At 35.5% G+C, this 18,793-nt stretch carries 18 protein-coding genes; 14 read left to right on the top strand and 4 right to left on the bottom strand.

The genetic code is table 11. The features are described 5' to 3' along the window. The first annotated feature begins 3 nt into the window (after positions 1-3). Genes E5D58_RS01215 through E5D58_RS01205 form a run of 3 tightly spaced genes read left to right on the top strand, consistent with a single transcriptional unit; the run spans position 4 to position 3,474 of the window. Positions 4-1,032, top strand: a complete 1,029-nt coding sequence (locus E5D58_RS01215; protein ID WP_168796605.1) for a hypothetical protein — start codon at positions 4-6, stop codon at positions 1,030-1,032. After that, positions 1,032-2,408, top strand: coding sequence for an efflux transporter outer membrane subunit (locus E5D58_RS01210; protein WP_136480009.1), 1,377 nt, complete (start codon positions 1,032-1,034; stop codon positions 2,406-2,408). The genes E5D58_RS01215 and E5D58_RS01210 overlap by 1 nt, the downstream gene beginning before the upstream one ends. Positions 2,409-2,424: 16 nt before the next feature. Continuing rightward, positions 2,425-3,474, top strand: a complete 1,050-nt coding sequence (locus E5D58_RS01205) for an AI-2E family transporter (RefSeq protein WP_136480008.1) — start codon at positions 2,425-2,427, stop codon at positions 3,472-3,474. A gap of 89 nt (positions 3,475-3,563) precedes the next feature. Here E5D58_RS01205 and pruA read toward each other — a convergent pair whose 3' ends face one another. Next, positions 3,564-5,192 (bottom strand): L-glutamate gamma-semialdehyde dehydrogenase, encoded by a 1,629-nt coding sequence (gene pruA, locus E5D58_RS01200; protein WP_136480007.1) that lies wholly within the window; start codon positions 5,190-5,192, stop codon positions 3,564-3,566. A 151-nt stretch (positions 5,193-5,343) separates the two neighbouring features. Between pruA and E5D58_RS01195 the strand changes: the two genes are divergently transcribed. The 3 genes from E5D58_RS01195 (at position 5,344) to E5D58_RS01185 (ending at position 8,696) form a co-directional block, all read left to right on the top strand. Beyond that, complete coding sequence (locus tag E5D58_RS01195) at positions 5,344-6,069, top strand: NRDE family protein (RefSeq protein ID WP_136480006.1); 726 nt, start codon at positions 5,344-5,346, stop codon at positions 6,067-6,069. Then, positions 6,062-7,054 (top strand): DUF6695 family protein, encoded by a 993-nt coding sequence (locus tag E5D58_RS01190; RefSeq protein WP_136480005.1) that lies wholly within the window; start codon positions 6,062-6,064, stop codon positions 7,052-7,054. Before E5D58_RS01195 ends, E5D58_RS01190 begins: the two co-directional genes overlap by 8 nt. 127 nt (positions 7,055-7,181) lie before the next feature. Continuing rightward, on the top strand, positions 7,182-8,696 hold the full coding sequence (locus E5D58_RS01185; RefSeq protein WP_136480004.1) for an NADP-dependent isocitrate dehydrogenase: 1,515 nt from the start codon (positions 7,182-7,184) through the stop codon (positions 8,694-8,696). Positions 8,697-8,789: 93 nt separating this feature from the next. Here the strand turns inward: E5D58_RS01185 and apaG are convergent, their stop codons facing one another. Beyond that, on the bottom strand, positions 8,790-9,176 hold the full coding sequence (gene apaG, locus E5D58_RS01180; RefSeq protein ID WP_136480003.1) for a Co2+/Mg2+ efflux protein ApaG: 387 nt from the start codon (positions 9,174-9,176) through the stop codon (positions 8,790-8,792). A 106-nt stretch (positions 9,177-9,282) separates the two neighbouring features. Then, on the bottom strand, positions 9,283-10,533 hold the full coding sequence (locus E5D58_RS01175; RefSeq protein WP_136480002.1) for a type IX secretion system plug protein: 1,251 nt from the start codon (positions 10,531-10,533) through the stop codon (positions 9,283-9,285). A 155-nt stretch (positions 10,534-10,688) separates the two neighbouring features. Between E5D58_RS01175 and E5D58_RS01170 the strand changes: the two genes are divergently transcribed. The 6 genes from E5D58_RS01170 to nqrF are packed head-to-tail and all read left to right on the top strand — an operon-like array spanning position 10,689 to position 16,739. Continuing rightward, positions 10,689-12,044 carry a Na(+)-translocating NADH-quinone reductase subunit A gene (locus tag E5D58_RS01170; protein ID WP_136480001.1) on the top strand — a complete coding sequence of 452 codons (1,356 nt, stop codon included), beginning with the start codon at positions 10,689-10,691 and terminating at the stop codon, positions 12,042-12,044. Then, positions 12,044-13,270 (top strand): NADH:ubiquinone reductase (Na(+)-transporting) subunit B, encoded by a 1,227-nt coding sequence (locus E5D58_RS01165; protein ID WP_136480000.1) that lies wholly within the window; start codon positions 12,044-12,046, stop codon positions 13,268-13,270. The genes E5D58_RS01170 and E5D58_RS01165 overlap by 1 nt, the downstream gene beginning before the upstream one ends. Before the next feature lie 5 nt (positions 13,271-13,275). Beyond that, a complete protein-coding gene (locus tag E5D58_RS01160) occupies positions 13,276-14,022 on the top strand; it encodes a Na(+)-translocating NADH-quinone reductase subunit C (protein ID WP_136479999.1) in 747 nt (248 codons plus the stop codon). 3 nt (positions 14,023-14,025) lie between these two features. Next, positions 14,026-14,673 (top strand): NADH:ubiquinone reductase (Na(+)-transporting) subunit D, encoded by a 648-nt coding sequence (locus E5D58_RS01155; protein WP_136479998.1) that lies wholly within the window; start codon positions 14,026-14,028, stop codon positions 14,671-14,673. A gap of 34 nt (positions 14,674-14,707) precedes the next feature. Continuing rightward, positions 14,708-15,427, top strand: a complete 720-nt coding sequence (nqrE, locus tag E5D58_RS01150) for an NADH:ubiquinone reductase (Na(+)-transporting) subunit E (protein ID WP_136479997.1) — start codon at positions 14,708-14,710, stop codon at positions 15,425-15,427. Position 15,428: 1 nt separating this feature from the next. Further along, positions 15,429-16,739, top strand: coding sequence for an NADH:ubiquinone reductase (Na(+)-transporting) subunit F (nqrF, locus tag E5D58_RS01145; protein WP_136480498.1), 1,311 nt, complete (start codon positions 15,429-15,431; stop codon positions 16,737-16,739). 143 nt (positions 16,740-16,882) lie between these two features. On the opposite strand, the gene E5D58_RS01140 is transcribed toward nqrF, so the two are convergent. Beyond that, complete coding sequence (locus tag E5D58_RS01140) at positions 16,883-17,347, bottom strand: Na(+)-translocating NADH-quinone reductase subunit F (RefSeq protein WP_136479996.1); 465 nt, start codon at positions 17,345-17,347, stop codon at positions 16,883-16,885. Positions 17,348-17,406: 59 nt separating this feature from the next. On the opposite strand from E5D58_RS01140, the gene E5D58_RS01135 reads away from it, so the two are divergent. Together E5D58_RS01135 and E5D58_RS01130 are read left to right on the top strand one after the other, a co-directional pair. Further along, complete coding sequence (locus tag E5D58_RS01135) at positions 17,407-17,784, top strand: Na(+)-translocating NADH-quinone reductase subunit F (protein WP_136479995.1); 378 nt, start codon at positions 17,407-17,409, stop codon at positions 17,782-17,784. Between the two features lie 30 nt (positions 17,785-17,814). Continuing rightward, positions 17,815-18,792 (top strand): FAD:protein FMN transferase, encoded by a 978-nt coding sequence (locus E5D58_RS01130; protein ID WP_136479994.1) that lies wholly within the window; start codon positions 17,815-17,817, stop codon positions 18,790-18,792. Position 18,793: the final 1 nt, after the last annotated feature.

Below are 18,793 nucleotides of genomic sequence, written 5' to 3'. Positions count from 1 at the left end.
TACTTGAAATTAAATAAGTATTTGGATGGATTTAGGTTAGACATCCCTATTTATAGGTATGTGTTAGGGGCCAGCTTTATTTTATTAGTTTCGTCATTATTAAATTACTCGTTGTCATATTTAACACCAGTTTTGGCATTAGGTTATTTGGCTCCGGGTGTGAAGCCTTTAAGTTTAAAACAAGCGACTTCTTTTTTAATGGTTTTACTATTAGCCAATGTGATTGCCATTGTGTTTAGTTCTATTTTTTTAAACTACACTTTAGTGTTTATTCCTTTATTTGCTCTGGGGGTTTTATGGTTGTATTTTTCAGATAAGTTACCCATGATGGTCAAGGTTTTTGCACTTATTAGTTTTTTATTAATCCCTATGTTATCCATTCAAAGTGGTAAAATAGGCGCCTTTGTTGCGGTTAGTTTAATAAATAATGCATTGATGGCTGTTGTATTAACGCAAATAGTTTTTTTGATATTTCCTTGGGGTCAGACCGATGAGGTATTTTTCAAATCAAATCCAGTAGCTCCAGTAAAAACAGAAAATCAACGTTTTAAATATGCAGTTAATATTTTGGCTATTGTTTTTCCAGTGGTTCTTCTGTTTTATTTCTTTGGATTGTATGACTCTTTGGTTGTTTTAATTTTTATTTCAATTTTATCCATGAGTCCGGCATTGGCGAATGCCAAAGTAGGATTGGTTATGATTGTTGCTAACATTATCGGAGGGCTTATGGCTATATTAGTGTATCACTTACTAACCGTCGTTCCCATGTTGTTAACACTTATCTTATTGACTTTACTGGTAGGTTTGGTGTTCGCTAGTAAATTGTTTAGTAAGCATAAATTTGCTCCTGTATTTGGAACGGCATTTTCTACATTTTTGCTTATTTTGGGTTCGGTAACATCCTCTGATGCCGAGGCCGGTTCTAAGGTTTGGACTAGAATAATACAAATAGGAATTGCAGTTATCTATGTAGTTATTGTTTTTAGGGTGATGGAGTATTTTAATAATTCAAGGAAATCTAGGTCTCTATAATGAAGTTTTTAAAGTTAAATAGCTTAGGTGTTTTTATTGTGGCAACCTTGCTGCTGGTCTTGTCTTGTAAAGTAACTGAAGATTATGAGCGTGCTGAACAGAATTTACCAGAAGCGTTTAGACAAGATTTTGTTAAGGATTCTACCATTGCGAATTTACCTTGGTGGAAACTTTTTAAAGATTCAGTATTAGTAGACCTGATACAAACAACTTTAGAAGAGAACCAAGACTTGAAAATTGCAATTTCGAGAATTCAGGAGTCCCAGCTTTATGTTGATATTTCTAGGGCTGATTTGTATCCGCAGATAAGCTATGGTGCTGCTGCAAACACTAGTATAAATTCTGAAACAAAAAAAGCAAATAACTCGGTTTCAGGCGTGTTGAACGTTTCTTATACCGTTGATTTATGGCAACGAATTAAAACCATGAATGATGCAGCACTTCAAAATTATTTGGCTTCCGAAGAAGCTTATAAGGCCATTACTATTAATTTGGTTGCCGCAATGGCAAATGCATATATATCACTTAGAGACTTAGATAATAGGTTGTTAATTTCAGAAAAAACAGCTAAAAGTTTTGAAGAGAATTTAGATGTCATGAAGGCAAGGTTTGATGCCGGTTTTATAAGCGAAGTTGATTTAACTCAAGCTAATATTCAGCTAATTGAGGCTAAAACCGCTGTTCAAACCTTTAATAGGTCTAGAGTGCAACTAGAAAATGCCATTAGCGTACTATTGGGCTCAGCTCCAAGAGATATTCCAAGAGGGTTGAGTTTGTTTGAACAAATTTCTTTACCCGAAGTACCAGTAGGGGTACCATCAGAGCTTATTGATAGAAGGCCAGATATATTACAAGCAGAGCACGTTTTACATGCGCAAACACTACAAATAGGAGTGGCAGAAACACTAAGATATCCATCCTTAACATTAAGTGCCAACATGGGAGCAGAGGTATTGAATCCCGCTTTAATTTTTGCAGATTTGGGAGCTCAACTATTTGGGCCTTTATTTAATTATGGTAAACTTAAAAGAGGCGTTGAGGTAGAAAAACAAAGAACCGAACAAGCCTTTAACCAGTATCAAAAAATCTATCTTAACGCGATTAAGGAGGTTGAAGATGCTATGATTGCTCAGGAAACTTATAGAAATGAATATGAATTAAGGAATGCCCAGATGGAATTGGCCACAAAAGCAGCTAATTTGTCTTGGGTTAGATACGATGGTGGGCTAACAAGTTACTTAGAAGTTCTAGCCTTACAGAATTCTCAGTTTAGTGCTGAGTTAAAAGCCTCCGAGGCTTTAAAACAAGAGTTGTCGTCGATAATAAACCTATATCAGGCGTTAGGGGGTGGCTGGCATAATCAAAATAACGAATAAACTAAAAACCAATATTATGAATAATTTAAAAACAGATTACACTATTAACACATTTATTAAAATTGTTGTTCTATCGGGAATAATTATCTGGAGTTTCTTTATTGCAAAACCTTTTTTAATGCTAATAGTTTGGTCTATTCTTGTGGCTGTAGCTTTGTACCCGCTGTATTTAAAAGCGTTAAATATGTTTAAAGAGAAACGCAAAGGGTTGGTAACAGGTCTGTTTGTTGGTGTTCTATTGCTATTGATTGTTATGCCTACTTTGAGTATTGCAGGGTCTATAATAGATTCTTCAAAAGAAATATTTCATAATTTTGAACAAGGGACACTAAAAGTTCCGCCCCCATCTACTTCGGTTAAAGATTGGCCACTTTTGGGAAATAAAATTTATGATTTATGGTCGAGTGCGTCGTCTGATTTAGAAAAATTTATTCTGAAAAACCCCGATGCTGTAAAATCTTCGGTTGGATGGTTTTTTAGCTCTTTTGCCGGAATTATGGGAGCTGCGTTATTATCTTTAGTTGCCATAATTATTGCTGGAATCTTTTTGTCTAATGCTTCAAGTGGTTACGAAACTGCTGTGGCTTTTTCAAACAAATTAGTGAGCGGAAAAGGTAAAGAAATTATTGATATGTGTATTAATACGATACGCAGTGTGGTGAAAGGAATTCTTTTAGTGGCTATTATTCAAGCAGTACTTGCCTTTGTTGGATTTTCTATGATGGATTTTGCAACTTCTGGAATTTTGGCTTTTGCGGTTCTAGTATTTGCAGTAGTACAAGTGCCAGTTATTATTGTAATGATTCCTGCTATTGTATATGTATTTTCAAACGCTGAAACAACACCGGCAATCCTATTTTCTATTTATATGATTGTAGTAGCTTTGTTAGACAATGTTTTAAAACCTTTATTATTAGCTAAGGGGTTGCAAACTCCAATGATAGTTATTTTAATTGGTGCTATAGGAGGTATGATGCTTCAAGGTATATTAGGTCTGTTTGTAGGGCCTGTAGTTTTGGCGATTGGGCATAGCTTATACAGTAAATGGGTAAGTAGTCCTTCATAAGTTAGACCTTTTATGTTATTAAAAGCTAAAAACCTCTCAATAGTTAAATTGAGAGGTTTTATTTTATGTGTTTCTATTTTACCGTGTACTTATTCTCCTAAAAAAGGATACCTATAATCGGTTGGGGTAACGAAGGTTTCTTTAATCAATCTTGGAGATACCCAACGCAGCAAGTTTTGAGCACTTCCAGCTTTATCATTAGTTCCAGAAGCTCTTGCCCCTCCAAAAGGTTGTTGCCCAACAACTGCTCCTGTTGGTTTGTCATTTATATAAAAGTTACCTGCGCTGTTTTGCAAAGCTTTTGTAGCTTGAGTTATAGCGTATCTGTCTTTTGAAATAATAGCGCCTGTCAAGGCGTATTCACTAGTTTCATCAACAAGTTTTAAGGTTTCGGAATAGGCATCGTCTTCATAAACATAAACGGTGATTACTGGACCAAATAACTCGGTGCACATGGTTGTATATTTAGGATTATTAGTAACAATTACAGTAGGTTCAATAAAATACCCTTTGCTTTTATCATAATTACCACCCGCTATTACGGTAGCATCGTCATCAGCCTTGGCTTGATCAATATATTTAGCTAATTTATCGAAAGAACCTTCATGAATCACAGCAGTTATAAAGTTATTCATATCTTCTGGCGAGCCCATTTTAAATGATTTAATATCTTCTAAAACATAAGCTTTAACATCGTTCCATAAGCTATTTGGAATATAAGCTCTTGAAGCAGCACTACATTTTTGTCCTTGAAATTCAAAGGCGCCTCTTGAAATTGCAGTAGCCACTTGTTTGGCATTTGCAGACTTGTGAGCGATAATAAAATCTTTACCGCCCGTTTCTCCCACAATCCTTGGGTAGGTTCTATAATTGTGAATATTATTTCCTATTTGTTTCCAAAGTTCTTTAAAAATAAATGTAGAACCAGTGAAGTGCAACCCTGAGAAATCTTTATGGGCTAAAATTGTGTTGGTAATCATTATAGGATCCCCAAAAACAACATTGATAACACCTGGTGGAACACCTGCTTCCTTAAAAACATCCATAATGACTTTTGCTGAATACACTTGGCTATCGCTAGGTTTCCAAACGACAACATTCCCCATTAGAGCCATACAGGCAGGCAGGTTTCCAGCAATTGCTGTGAAATTAAATGGGGTAACTGCATAGGTGAATCCTTCTAAAGGACGGTATTCAATTCTATTCCAAGCATCACTGGTGCTTTCTGGCTGTTCCATGTAAATATCTGTCATAAACTGAACATTGAAACGTAAAAAATCAATGAACTCACAGGCTGCATCTATTTCTGCTTGGTGTATGGTTTTGGACTGTGCAATCATGGTCGCCGCATTGATTTTAGCACGGTATGGACCAGCAATAAGTTCTGCCGCTTTTAAAAAGATGCCCGCACGTTGCTCCCAAGGTATTTGACTCCATGTTTTTCTTGCTTCTAAAGCGGTAGTAATGGCATCGTCAATATGCGATTGTTCTGCAATATGGTATGTTCCAACTACATGTTGATGATCATGCGGTGGCGACAAAGTTTTTGTGTTTCCGGTACTAATGTACTCGCCGTTTATATATAAAGGAACATCAGTTTTACTATTAAACATAGTTTTATATGCTTCTAAAACAGCCGCTCTTTCTGGTGAACCTGGTGCGTAAGATTTTACAGGTTCGTTAACCGCTATTGGTACATTAAAAAATCCTTTTCCCATAATTTAAGGTATTTCGTTATTGAATTTTTAGTAAATACGCTGCAAATTTAAGAATTTTTAAATGATATATGGAGGTGGCCACTTCTTAAATGCGCGTTAAAGTTTATTTATTTTTTGTAAGTTGCTCACATGTTTCAAGACTATAAGTTTTATGTGTACCCTTACTTTTATTCCTGGAAAAAACAATAACTTCATTATTACTCAAAATAGAGATGAAGCGCCTAACAGAGAAGCCTTGTTGCCGTCATATTATAATATTGATGGAATAAGGGTGTTATACCCTAAAGATGAACTTTCTGGGGGGACATGGATTGGAATAAGTGAGAAAAATCGGGTTGTTTGCGTGCTCAATGGCGGGTTTGTTAAGCATCAAAGAAAGGCTAGTTACAAAAAGAGTAGAGGTTTGGTAGCTAATGATTTTATGGTTTGTGAGGATATTGAGATGACCATTGAAGAATATGATTTTAATAATATAGAGCCTTTTACTTTGGTTGTTGCAGATTGGAGTGGTGGATTAAAATTGTACGAGCTTGTTTGGGATGGCCTTAAAAAGTATTTTTCTGAATTGCCTCTTACTCCTAGAATATGGTCCTCATCTACATTATATACAGAAGCTATGAAGGAAGAGCGTAAAAAATGGTTTCGTAATTTTGTATTAGCCGGTCGCAAGGAGTCAACTAACATATTAAAATTTCATAAAAGCGCAGGTGCAGATAATATCGAATATGGGGTTATTATGGATCGCGGTTTTGTGAAAACAACCAGTATAACGCAGATTGTAAAACATGATAATTTATTAGATATGCATTATATTCATCTGGATAGTGGTTGTTCAAGGTCAAAGAATTTTTTAACCTCTCATATTGTAAATGGCTAATACAGGAATTGTTTTAACCTTAGCCTACCCAGAAACCATTGTTATGGTATCTAAAGAGTGGTTTTCACCTTTTTTAAGGTATTTAGGTGTTGGTAAAAAGAACTATTTACGTGCAGGTCATGCCGCTTTAGTACTAATAGATAAGGAAACGGGTGTTTTAGAATATCATGATTTCGGTCGTTACATTACCCCAGAACCAATGGGAAGAGTAAGATGCAGGTCTACAGATAACGAATTACATTTTCCGTTAAAGGCGAAATTTGACGGCGAGACTATATTAAACCTTGATAGTATTCTTGAATATTTGTCAACACATCCTAAAATCACACATGGTGAAGGTAAACTAGTGGCCTCTGTTTGTGGGTGCATTGATTATAGTCTAGCACGTGAACACATCAACATGATGCAAAACAGACATTTTATAAGGTATGCCGCTTTTATTAAAGAAGCGTGCAATTGTGCTCGATTTGTAACCGATGCGTTAATTGCTTCTGTAACAGAAGATGAGGTTAAAAAGAAATTGTTGGCTTCTAAATGGTTTACACCTAGTACCATTGGAAATGTTTTATTGGCAGATACAGAAAACTATATTTATGAAGTTTCTGAGGATGGGATTATTTCAGAGTTTAAAGGTTCTCAAAGAAGTGAAAACATCCGTTGTTTTTTAGATAGGCTAACAGGACATGTGCCCTCTTTTACTGGCACCTTAGAGCCTAGACCTTTAAAAGAGATTAGTGAAAATGCTCAATGGCTTTCTGGAATAGCAGCTGGGGCGTGGTTCGAGGTCTTTCCCACAAAAACCGAGACTCAGTTTAAGTGCAGGCGTATTTCGCCATATGGCAATGTGGATATTGATGCGCTTTTTGAAATTGATAAACAAGGTTTTGATTATACGCTTGAATATCTTGTAATTCACTATTCCAACTGCAAATTCTTCACGATTCAACAAAATAAAAGGGTTTACACCTTAAGTAGGTTACTTTAAAGGTTTAAGTGTAGAAATTTTTCAACGAATTAATTTTATATAAAAATATTTTATGTAATTCATTAAAAGTATAAATAAAAATATATGAATTGTCTGGTGTATTTTTGTGAAAACAAAATAAGATACTATGAATACGAATACGGTTTTAAACAGACAAGAGCAACAACATATACCAGTTGCGACAAAAATTGCGGTAGCTAAAGGAGACGGTATTGGTCCTGAAATTATGGAGGCCACCTTAAAAATTCTAGATGCTGCAGGAGCACCTATTGAACCTGAGTTTATTGAGATTGGAGAGCTAGTTTATTTGTCCGGAAATACAGCTGGTATTACCAAAGAAGCTTGGGAAATTATTAAAAGGAATAAGGTTATTTTTAAAGCACCTATAACAACACCGCAAGGAAAAGGCTATAAAAGTTTGAACGTTACTTTAAGAAAGTCTCTTGGGCTTTTTGCTAATGTGAGACCGGTTACCGCCTTAAGTCCATATGTTCACACTTATTTTCCTAACATGAATATTGTGGTGATTAGAGAAAATGAAGAAGATCTGTATGCGGGTATCGAGCATCAACAAACCCAAGATGTGGTACAGTGTTTAAAACTTATTACCCGTCCAGGTTGCGAGCGAATAATTAGATATGCTTTTGAATATGCCAGAGCTTATGGCAGAAAGAAGGTAACCTGTATGGTAAAAGATAATATTATGAAATTAACCGATGGCTTGTTTCACAAAGTATTTGAAGAAATTTGTTGCGAGTATCCTGAGATTATTAATGAAACCCAAATTATTGATATTGGAGCTGCTAAGCTGGCAGCGCATCCAGAGCAATATGACGTAGTGGTTACTTCAAATCTCTATGGTGATATTGTTTCCGATATAGTGGCAGAAGTAGCTGGCTCTGTTGGTATGGCAGGATCGGCCAATGTAGGAACTAATGTGGCCATGTTTGAGGCTATTCATGGCTCAGCCCCAGATATTGCAGGCAAAAATATTGCAAACCCTTCTGGTTTAATCAATGCAGCTGTTAATATGTTGGCGCATTTGGGGTATACTGCTGTAGCCAAAAAAATTAAGAATGCTTGGTTGTCTACCATTGAGGCGGGTTACCATACTTCGGATATATTCCAGAAAGGTGTGAGTTTTAAGCGTGTTGGTACCGATGAGTTTGCGCAAGAAGTTATTAATCGATTAGGGAGTGTGCCGGAGCAACTTCCGCAAAGTGATTTAAAACAAGACGGACATAAAATTAAAATTCCAGGGTATCATCGAAAAATACAGGATAAGAAATTAGTTGGGGTTGATGTGTTTATAGATTGGCAAGGAGATGACCCAGAAGAGATTGGGCAAGAACTATCAAATATTGCTGCTTTTAAGCTTAAACTTAAAATGATAACCAATCGAGGGGTAAAGGTGTTTCCTAAGGGTATAAAGGAAACCTATTGCACAGATCATTGGCGATGTCGATTCGTTGCTGAAGATTCGATAATTAAACGCGATGAGCCCGTTTATATGTCTATTGAATATGAACAAGTATTGGCATTACTTTCAAAACTGCATGCTAATGAATTTGACGTGATTAAAACAGAGAATCTGTATGAGTTTGATGGAAAACGTGGTTTTTCTCTAGGTCAGGGTGAGTGAAATGAATTGAACCCGTAATTTGGTCTAAAATACTAAGGAATGGTGAGTTAAAAACTGTTCCTTTTTATTTTTTTAAAATGAAGCTTACACCGCTTAATTGATTGCGAAAGGAGCGCTAAGTTTAAATAAAGGAATAGCAACATCAAACTTTTTTGTAGTTGAGAAATTTACCATGCTATAATATCCTTGCATTGCACCAAAAGGGGAGGTGAGTAAACAACCAGAACTATAGGTGTGAGATTCTCCAGGTTTTAAAACAGGCTTTTTTCCTATAACGCCGTCGCCATCCACAATTTCAATATTATTTAAGGCGTCAAGTATTTCCCAATGACGTGTGTTAAGTTGAACAGCATCCTTACTTTGATTCTCTATAGTAATGGTATAGCCAAAAGCATATTGGATTTTATAATTTTTATAAAAGGAGCCTTCAAAGTTAGTTTCTACAGAAATTTTGATACCACTTGTAACTTGTTGAACCATCTTAACTATTGATAAATCACGTGTTTAAGGCTGCTAAAATAGTAAATATTAAATGGCTAATACAAATTTTAACGTCTTTGATACAAATATTAGATAAACGACTTGTTTAATTGGTAATATTCACAGAATTCCCTTCTCCAAAACCAATTATTCGATCATACCGAGCGCCAAGCTCTCTATAATAGATCAATACCTTATAACTGTTTTCTGTCTGCCAAAAATCACCGCTAATTAAGCCTTCATCAATTTGGTTATTGGGGTCTGCAACAACGTACTTATAATTGTAAAACCCTTGCTTTAATAAAATAGCTTTTGAAAACCTGTTTTCTTCTGCATTGTAGTCCATACGGGTAATGTCTTCGATGGCATAATTATTAAAACTACCATAAACGTGTACGGTCTTATCTTTAAAGCTATCATTAGCTAAAAGAGAAAAATGTACCCAAACATAATCGGCTTCAATGTTATTATTAGTTGCATCGAGATTATTCACTACGTAATTACCATTTATATCTGGATAGTATGTGTAAGGTAGATTGGCTCTGGATGCATTTGTGAACAAATAATTATGATAGAGATCATTTAGTTCAATATATTGCACGCCATTACTGGCGCTTCGCACATCTTTATTCTCAAAATAGAAGTATTCATTACCTCCTCTAAAACTAGTTTCAGAGTCATAGCGATAAACCAAATCGCTGCCCAAAGTATATTGAGGTTTCATGTTGGTAATGGCCGTGTTAAGGTTGTTATTCTGAATAATGGATGCCTTGACAGTTTGGTAGGGGTTGTTCAACTGCAAACCACCTGATGCAACTAAAATTTCAACACGCTGCTTTTCTTCAATAACATTAATATCTCTGGCTCTTTTAATGGATACTCCAACACCAACACGGTCTTCATAAAGCATAAACTTTCTAGAAAACACTAGGTCTCCATAACTGTCGTAAATAAACAATATATAGTTTCCAGAAACTTTAAGTCTTCTGGTTTCATTGTTAGGAATGGTGAGTTTATAATGGGAGAAAATTTGATAGGTATTAAATGAGTTTTCGTATTCTCGAATACGTTGATTGTCGAACCCTTCCATGAATTCAGATTGTACTAGAACAGATGGCGTCCAGTCAAAATTATAGTGTTTTATTTTGTAGTAAAAATCATCTTCGTTGCCGTTTAAAGCATCAAATTCTAATTGTATTTCATCCCCATAACTTATTATTGGTAACTGAGTTTCTTCGGTATTACCACCAAAATTTACCGTTTTTATATAATCGGGAGGATTAACTTCTACAACTTGAGCAAATAGGAATATTGGGACGGATAAAATGATAAAATTTAAGAAGGTTCTTAATGTCATTTATAGCTTATTTTGCGTAAATATAATCAAAATTTGTGCCTAAAATAATCGGGAATGTGCCTGCAGCAAAAAACTAAGTATTTTTTATGTAAACTGTATATTTAATTCGTATTTTTGCACCGATTTTTAGACAACTAATTTCAATAAAAATAAATATGTCAAACGACATTCGTATTAAAAAGGGTCTGGACATTAAACTTAAGGGTGAAGCTGAAAAAACTGTAGAACAGGCAATTATCAGCAACTACTGCACCGTAAGGCCAGAAGATTTCCACGGCGTAATTCCAAAACTTGTTGCTAAAGAAGGTTCTTCAGTTGAAGCTGGAGGGACTTTATTTTATAACAAAGCTAATGAGGTAATTAAATTCTCATCTCCGGTATCAGGTAAAGTGGTTGAGATTGTACGTGGACCAAAAAGACGCATTGATGCTATTAAAATCGAGGCAGATAAAAAGCAGTCTTACAGAGATTTTGGAGCTTTAAGTTTAGATTCAGCGGGTGCTGACGAGGTTAAGGCTAAATTGCTTGAATCCGGCTGTTGGCCTTTTGTTAAACAACGTCCGTACGATGTGATTGCTGATCCTGAAAAATCTCCTAAAGCAATTTTTATTTCAGGATATGCAAGTGCGCCATTGGCAGCAGATTTAGATTTTACGTTGCAAGGTAAAGAAGCCGAGTTGCAAGCTGCAGTTACGGCTTTGTCTAAATTAACAGAAGGTAAAGTTCATTTGGCTGTTGGTAGAAAATCTAATTCACCACTTGCTGGTTTAACTGGTGTGACATTGCATAAAGTGTCTGGTCCGCATCCTTCAGGAAACGTTGGTACGTTAATTAATAAAATTGATCCAGTTAATAAAGGCGAGGTTGTTTGGACTGTTGCTGCGCAAGATTTAGTTATCATAGGAGAGCTTTTACTTACAGGTAGATTTAATGCAGAGCGTGTTGTAGCGCTAGCAGGATCCTCGGTTCAAAAACCAAGATATTTTAAAACCCTTATTGGTAGTGAAGTTGCTACGTTAATTTATGATAAGGGCGTTGAAAAGGGAGGTCATGATAGAATTATTTCCGGTAATGTTTTATCAGGGAAACAAATAAAGCCAGATGGCGCTTTAGATTATTACAGCAATGTAGTAACTATTATTCCAGAAGGTGATGATTATGAATTCTTTGGATGGAACAAACCAGTTTTTAATAAAGTGTCTACGTCTAGAGCACTTACATTTTCTTGGTTAAATCCTAAGAAGGAATATGATTTAAATACAAACACCAATGGTGAACATAGAGCTTTTGTGGTTACTGGTGGTTATGAAGAGGTATTTCCGTTAGATATTTATCCTCTACAAATTTTAAAAGCTTGTATGTATAAGGACTTAGATGAAATGGAAGCTTTAGGCATGTATGAGGTAGCTCCAGAAGATTTTGCTTTAACAGAGTTTGTTTGCGTATCAAAGCAACCACATCAAAAAATAATAAGAGAAGGTTTAGACTTAATGCTTAAAGAGATAGGATAATGGGTTTAAAAAAGAAATTACACGATTTTAAAATAAAAAATAAGGATAAAAAGTGGTTGCCAGCATTTTCGGCGATTCATACGTTTTTATTCTTGCCAGATGAGACTACTCATAACGGAACTCATATTAAAGCTGCGGACGATTTAAAACGTACTATGAATACAGTTATCATGGCCATGATACCATGTTTAATTTTCGGTATGTTCAACGCGGGTTATCAACATCACTTAGCTCTGGGGGAGATTCAAGCTGTTACAGGAAGTTTTTTTAGCGCTGAGTTTTGGACCATGGATAATTTTATGGTTGGTTTTTGGAAGATCTTACCATTAGTCATTGTATCGTATGGTGTAGGTTTAGGTATTGAATTTATTTTTGCCATCATAAAAGGGCATGAAGTAGAAGAAGGGTATCTGGTAACAGGAATGCTTGTACCATTAATTGTTCCTGTTGATATTCCACTATGGATGTTAGCTGTGGCAGTGATTTTTGGTGTTGTAATTGGTAAGGAAGTTTTTGGTGGTACTGGAATGAACATATTAAACCCAGCTTTAACCATTAGAGCCTTTTTGTTTTTTGCTTATCCTACTTGGATGTCTGGAGATAAAGTTTGGGTTCATGGGGCGGTTGAAAGAGACCAAGCTATTGCAGCAGGAGAAAATTTAGATGCTATCTCTGGTGAAACAATTCTTGGGGTGCTTGCTCAAGGTAAAGAAGTGGCTTACAGCACGGCCGATATGTTTTTAGGATTTATTCCAGGCTCGGTTGGAGAGACTTCTACTGTTCTAATTTTGTTAGGAGGTTTATTTTTAATCTTTACCAAAATAGGAAGCTGGAGAATTATGTTGTCATCTGTACTTGGAGCTGTTGTGATGGGATTAATTTTTAATCAAGTAGCTTCGGCAGGAATTATCTCCGATTCTAGTAAGTTTTATGGGTTAATGAGTGCACCATTTTGGGAGCATTTAATTATAGGAGGTTTTGCTTTTGGTACCGTATTTATGGCTACCGATCCTGTAACGGCTTCACAAACAAACAAAGGAAAATGGATATATGGATTTTTAGTAGGATTTATTTCTATTCTTATTCGGGTCTTTAATCCTGCATATCCAGAAGGCGTTATGTTAGCGATTCTTTTAATGAATGTGTTTGCACCTACCATCGACCATTATGTGGTACAAGGCAATGTTAAACGTCGTTTAAAACGTGTAAAAGTTAAAACAGCTTAAAAATCATGAGTAACAGAACAGAATCAAACGTATATACTATAATTTTTGCCATTGCTATGGTGATTGTAGTTGGAGGGTTGCTAGCCTTTACAGCATCTGCTTTAAGACCAATGATTGATAACAACGAACGTCTTGAAAAGCAACAGAATATTTTATACGCTATGGGCGTAAATGATAATGATGAAAGCAGTGCTGTTTTTGTTTCAACTAAAGAGGCTCCACAGTTATTTGAGAAGTATATTTCAAAGCAATTAGTTATCCAAGGGGATAATGTTTCAGAGGATGAAAATGCCTACTTAATCGACGTGAAAAAAGAACAGGCTAGTGCAAAAGAAGGAAACGAAAGACGATTGCCATTGTTTGTTGGGGAAAAGGATGGTAAAACATTTTACATAGCACCTATTAGAGGAAAAGGCCTTTGGGATGCTATATGGGCTTATATTGCTATGGATAAGGATATGGTAGTTCAAGGAGCCTATTTTGACCACAAAGGGGAAACGGCTGGTTTAGGAGCTAATATTAAGCAACGCTTTTTTATGGATGACTTTATTGGTGAAAACCTTATGAATAACGGCGAGTTTAAAGGTATTACAGTTGCCAAAGGCAATAATGATCCTAAAAATGAAAATAAAAATGACAACAAGGTAGATGCGATTGCAGGTGCAACAATTACTGGTGATGGTGTTTCTGCAATGCTTAAGTCTGAGTTAAAGCAGTATGTACCTTATTTCGAAACTTTAAAAAACGAATAATTTATGGGACTTTTATCAAAAAAAGACGCAGCATTAATTAAAGATCCATTAGCGGATAACAACCCGATTACTATTCAAGTATTGGGTATTTGTTCTGCATTGGCTATTACCGCTGAATTGGAAGCAGCCATCGTGATGTCTGTTTCTGTATTATTCGTACTAGGAATAGGAAATGTAGTTATCTCTTTAATGAGAAATATTATCCCATCTAAAATCAGAATTATTGTTCAGCTAATCGTTGTTGCTGCTTTAGTAATTATAGTAGATCAAGTACTAAAGGCTTTTGCTTACGAATTAAGTAAAACCTTATCTGTTTTTGTGGGATTAATTATTACAAATTGTATCATTATGGGACGCTTTGAAGCGTTTGCTTTAGGAAATGGTCCTTGGAGATCGTTTTTAGATGGTATTGGTAACTCGCTTGGTTACGGTGTTATTTTAATAATTGTAGCATTTTTTAGAGAATTACTGGGTGCAGGTACTCTTTTAGGAATTAAAGTTTTGGGAGATCCAATTGAGAAAACTGGGGTTTACGCTTTTGGTTATGAGAATAATGGTTTTATGTTATTAGCTCCAATGGCTTTAATTGTGGTTGGAATTATCATTTGGATACAACGCACAAGAAACACATCATTAGTAGAAGATCATTAATAATTCAGAATTCTGAATTCATAATAAAGAATAAATGGAACATATAGAATTATTTTTCAAATCAATATTTATAGATAACATGGTATTTGCTACATTCTTGGGGATGTGTTCTTACTTGGCAGTATCTAAAAAAGTATCAACAGCAGTTGGTTTAGGAGCAGCTGTGATTTTCGTTTTGGCTATTACGGTGCCTTTAAACTGGTTGTTAGATCAGTATTTATTGCAACCCGGAGCATTAACTTGGTTGGGCCCTGAATATGCCGATTATAATTTAAGCTTCTTATCTTTTATCATGTTTATTGCAACGATTGCAACTATGGTACAATTAGTGGAAATTGTAGTTGAGAAGTTCTCACCATCGTTGTATAATTCATTAGGAATTTTCTTGCCATTAATAGCTGTAAATTGTGCTATTTTGGGAGGTTCATTATTTATGCAATCTCGTGAAATACCTACAATTGGTTTAGCAACGACGTATGGAATAGGTTCAGGTATTGGATGGTTTCTTGCTATTTTGGCTATCGCTGCAATTCGAGAAAAGATTAGATATTCTAACGTGCCTCCTGCATTAAGAGGTTTAGGAATTACATTTATTATTACAGGTTTAATGGCCATTGGGTTTATGAGTTTTGGCGGTATGTTAACAGGTGGAGATGACGAGGGTGCCAAAAAAGAAGAAACAGTTCAGGTAGAAGGTACTAATACCGACTCTGAAGAAGAAGTTATCGCTAACAACATAAAAGGAAATGAGTAACATGATATTAGCAGCAAGTACAACAGGTGTAGTCGCAGTAACAGTATTAGCCTTTTTGGTGGTAACATTGTTATTGGTTGCTTTACTATTATTTGTAAAACAGAAGTTATCGCCATCTGGACCGGTAAAAATTACCATCAATGGTGAAAAGGAGATTGAAGTCGCTTCAGGAGGTAGTTTGTTGTCTACTTTAGGCGGAAGTAAGATATTTTTACCATCAGCTTGTGGTGGTGGTGGTACATGCATTCAATGTGAATGTCATGTATTAGAAGGTGGAGGTGAAGCTTTACCGACTGAAACACCTCATTTTACTAGAAAAGAATTGCAGCATGGTGCTCGATTAGCTTGTCAGGTTAAAGTAAAGCAAGACATGAATATTACCATTCCAGAAGAGGTGTTTGGTATTAAAAAGTGGGAAGCAACCGTTGTTCGTAACTATAATGTAGCATCGTTTATTAAGGAGTTTGTTGTTGAAATTCCTGAAGATATGGGTTACAAAGCAGGAGGGTATATCCAAATTGAAATTCCTGAATGTGAAATAAAATATGCAGATATTGATATTACTGCACATCCTGAAGAGCATGAAACACCAGATAAGTTTCAAGCAGAGTGGGATAAGTTTGGTTTATGGCCGCTTGTAATGAAAAATACTGAAGTGGTAGAAAGAGCCTATTCTATGGCTTCTTACCCCGCAGAAGGACGTGAAATTATGTTGAACGTTCGTATTGCTACGCCACCATGGGATCGAGCCAAAAATGGTTGGATGGATGTTAACCCAGGAGTAGCATCGTCCTATATTTTCTCAAGGAAGAAGGGAGATAAAGTAACTATTTCTGGACCTTATGGAGAGTTCTTTATTAATGAAAGTGAGGCAGAGATGTTGTACGTTGGTGGTGGTGCTGGGATGGCTCCGATGCGTTCCCACTTGTACCACTTATTTAAAACATTAGAGACAGGAAGAACAGTTACGTATTGGTATGGTGGACGTTCAAAGCGTGAGCTATTCTATTTAGAACATTTCTACGAGTTAGAGCGTAAGTTCCCTAACTTTAAGTTTTTCTTGGCATTATCTGAGCCTTTACCAGAAGATAACTGGAAAGAAAAGAAAGATATTCATGATACTGAAGGTGATGGTTTTGTTGGGTTTATTCATAATTGTGTGATTGACAACTATTTAAGTAAGCATGATGCACCTGAAGATATTGAATTATACTTCTGTGGACCGCCATTAATGAATAAAGCGGTTCAAAAAATGGGTGAAGATTTTGGTATACCAGACGAAAACATCCGTTTTGATGACTTTGGAGGATAACTAATAGAATATCATTATCATAATAAAAAAAATCCCAGCATTAATTAGCTGGGATTTTTTTTGGCCTACGGTATCTAAAACTATTACTTTGCTTAGTCTTATTTGCTTTTGGATAGAATATCCATAATTAAAAAAGACTTTATTTAATGCGTGGTCTCCAATTGCTTATGAATATGACACGCTACAGGTTCGTAATCAAGCAATTTCGTGTAGTCCATAATATTTTGTTTACCTTCTAGCTTGCATAAATATTCAATAACAGCACAAAGTCCTTTAAAAAGTAAATCTTTATCTTTTATGTTTTTAGGCTTGGTATTTTGATAGTTTAAGGGAACACGATATCCACAACCAACCAAAAATGCGACCTCAATACGAAGTAATTCCTGAGGAGAATAGCCGTTAAATTTTCTGCCCAAATTTTGATGTACCCTACCCACATAATTCAATTTTAAGGAACCATGTAAGTCAGATAGATGTTTCCAACTATCAGTGTGGTCCAAAATGTTTCCAACAGCACATTGCTTTGCGCATTCAGGATGTAGGGTGTTATCATGAAACGCTGTGTAAAGTTTTTTTATGGCAAGATCGAATCGTTTTGACGTTTTCATAAGCTTTCTTTTGCATTAAGTTACAAAAAAATTATGAATTTTAATCTTACATTTGTAGCATGAGTAAACCCCTTACAGAACAAGAATTACATAACCTAGCCATGAATCATGTGGGTAAAGACCTAGAAAAGCGTGGTTTTGAATTTATTGCCGTAAATAGTAAACTAAAAAAACATCCGCAATTCGTGTGTATTGATAAAAAAAGTCAATATTATTTTGTAATTGTAAGAGCCGTGATTTTGCCTGATAACCCGAACAACTATGATGTTGTTTGGATGGAGTCTTTTAAAAAACATGCCAGAGAGAAAGATGCCATAGTGCTTTACGCTGGGGTTGGTATTGGAAGTACGGAAGGAGAAAAACAACCTATTTATTTAAATCAAGATTACCTGTTGGAGTATAATGGTATTCAGGTTTTAGAGACTAACTTAAACTAACTTTTTCTTTCTATGTCTAAAAAATCAATCATGAAAAGGCTTTTATTGTGTTTACTAACTACCTGTCTGGTTTTATCTTGTAGTAAAGAGCCAAAGAATACCAAGTTGACTGGTTCTGTTTTTGGTACAAGTTACTCAGTTATTTATGCATCGGAAGTTGATTACAAACAAGCTTTTGATAGCTTGTTTAATATGGTAAACCAATCGATGTCTACCTACCAAATAGACTCTGATATTTCTAAGTTGAATAGGAATGAATCTGTGCAAGTTGATAAACATTTTATTAAGGTACTTGAGGCGTCTAGAAAGGTTTATAATGAAACTAATGGTGTGTTTGATCCAACAATAGGAGCGGTTGTGAATGCTTGGGATTTTGGACCACAAGGCGGTATTAAAAACCTTGATAGCTTAAAAATTGATAGCTTGATGCTTTCTGTTGGTTTGAATAAAGTCGTTAGTAAAGGTAATCAAGTAATTAAACCTCACGGGGCTTTTATTGATTTTAATGCTATTGCGAAAGGATATGGAGTTGATGTTATTGGGGAGTATTTGGAGTCTAAGAATGTTACAAATTATTTGGTTGAAATAGGTGGAGAGATTAGGGTTAAAGGCATAAATGTTGAGAAACAGTTACCTTGGACCGTAGGGGTTGAGAATCCAAATTTTGATGGGAAGCAATCTATTTTAATGGCTATACCTCTAGAAGATAACGCAATGGCCACCTCTGGAACTTACCGAAAGTTTAAAATAGATGAAACTGGCAATAGATATGCCCACATTATTGATACTAAAACAGGATACCCTAGTAAAACTAACTTATTGAGTATATCTGTTATTGCAAAAACTTGTATGATGGCTGATGCTTATGCCACTGCCTTTAAGGCTATGGGAATTGATAAGGTTAAATCGTTTTTAAAAACACACCCAGAGCTAAAGGTGTTTTTAATATTTGAAAACGAAAATAACGAGCTAGAAACTTTGGCTTTGAATAACTTCCCTAAAGAATAAC

The organism is Cognatitamlana onchidii, from assembly GCF_004804355.1.
Lineage (GTDB): Bacteria > Bacteroidota > Bacteroidia > Flavobacteriales > Flavobacteriaceae > Cognatitamlana > Cognatitamlana onchidii.
This window is presented reverse-complemented; position numbering and strand designations above follow the sequence as displayed.

What these genes read in the sequence shown, in the direction of transcription:
- E5D58_RS01210 (WP_136480009.1), top strand. Translation starts at nt 1,032, where the DNA reads ATGAAGTTTTTAAAGTTAAATAGCTTAGGTGTTTTTATTGTGGCAACC.
- E5D58_RS01205 (WP_136480008.1), top strand. Translation starts at nt 2,425, where the DNA reads ATGAATAATTTAAAAACAGATTACACTATTAACACATTTATTAAAATT.
- pruA (WP_136480007.1), bottom strand. Translation starts at nt 5,192, where the DNA reads ATGGGAAAAGGATTTTTTAATGTACCAATAGCGGTTAACGAACCTGTA.
- E5D58_RS01195 (WP_136480006.1), top strand. Translation starts at nt 5,344, where the DNA reads ATGTGTACCCTTACTTTTATTCCTGGAAAAAACAATAACTTCATTATT.
- E5D58_RS01190 (WP_136480005.1), top strand. Translation starts at nt 6,062, where the DNA reads ATGGCTAATACAGGAATTGTTTTAACCTTAGCCTACCCAGAAACCATT.
- E5D58_RS01185 (WP_136480004.1), top strand. Translation starts at nt 7,182, where the DNA reads ATGAATACGAATACGGTTTTAAACAGACAAGAGCAACAACATATACCA.
- apaG (WP_136480003.1), bottom strand. Translation starts at nt 9,176, where the DNA reads ATGGTTCAACAAGTTACAAGTGGTATCAAAATTTCTGTAGAAACTAAC.
- E5D58_RS01175 (WP_136480002.1), bottom strand. Translation starts at nt 10,533, where the DNA reads ATGACATTAAGAACCTTCTTAAATTTTATCATTTTATCCGTCCCAATA.
- E5D58_RS01170 (WP_136480001.1), top strand. Translation starts at nt 10,689, where the DNA reads ATGTCAAACGACATTCGTATTAAAAAGGGTCTGGACATTAAACTTAAG.
- E5D58_RS01165 (WP_136480000.1), top strand. Translation starts at nt 12,044, where the DNA reads ATGGGTTTAAAAAAGAAATTACACGATTTTAAAATAAAAAATAAGGAT.
- E5D58_RS01160 (WP_136479999.1), top strand. Translation starts at nt 13,276, where the DNA reads ATGAGTAACAGAACAGAATCAAACGTATATACTATAATTTTTGCCATT.
- E5D58_RS01155 (WP_136479998.1), top strand. Translation starts at nt 14,026, where the DNA reads ATGGGACTTTTATCAAAAAAAGACGCAGCATTAATTAAAGATCCATTA.
- nqrE (WP_136479997.1), top strand. Translation starts at nt 14,708, where the DNA reads ATGGAACATATAGAATTATTTTTCAAATCAATATTTATAGATAACATG.
- nqrF (WP_136480498.1), top strand. Translation starts at nt 15,429, where the DNA reads ATGATATTAGCAGCAAGTACAACAGGTGTAGTCGCAGTAACAGTATTA.
- E5D58_RS01140 (WP_136479996.1), bottom strand. Translation starts at nt 17,347, where the DNA reads ATGAAAACGTCAAAACGATTCGATCTTGCCATAAAAAAACTTTACACA.
- E5D58_RS01135 (WP_136479995.1), top strand. Translation starts at nt 17,407, where the DNA reads ATGAGTAAACCCCTTACAGAACAAGAATTACATAACCTAGCCATGAAT.
- E5D58_RS01130 (WP_136479994.1), top strand. Translation starts at nt 17,815, where the DNA reads ATGAAAAGGCTTTTATTGTGTTTACTAACTACCTGTCTGGTTTTATCT.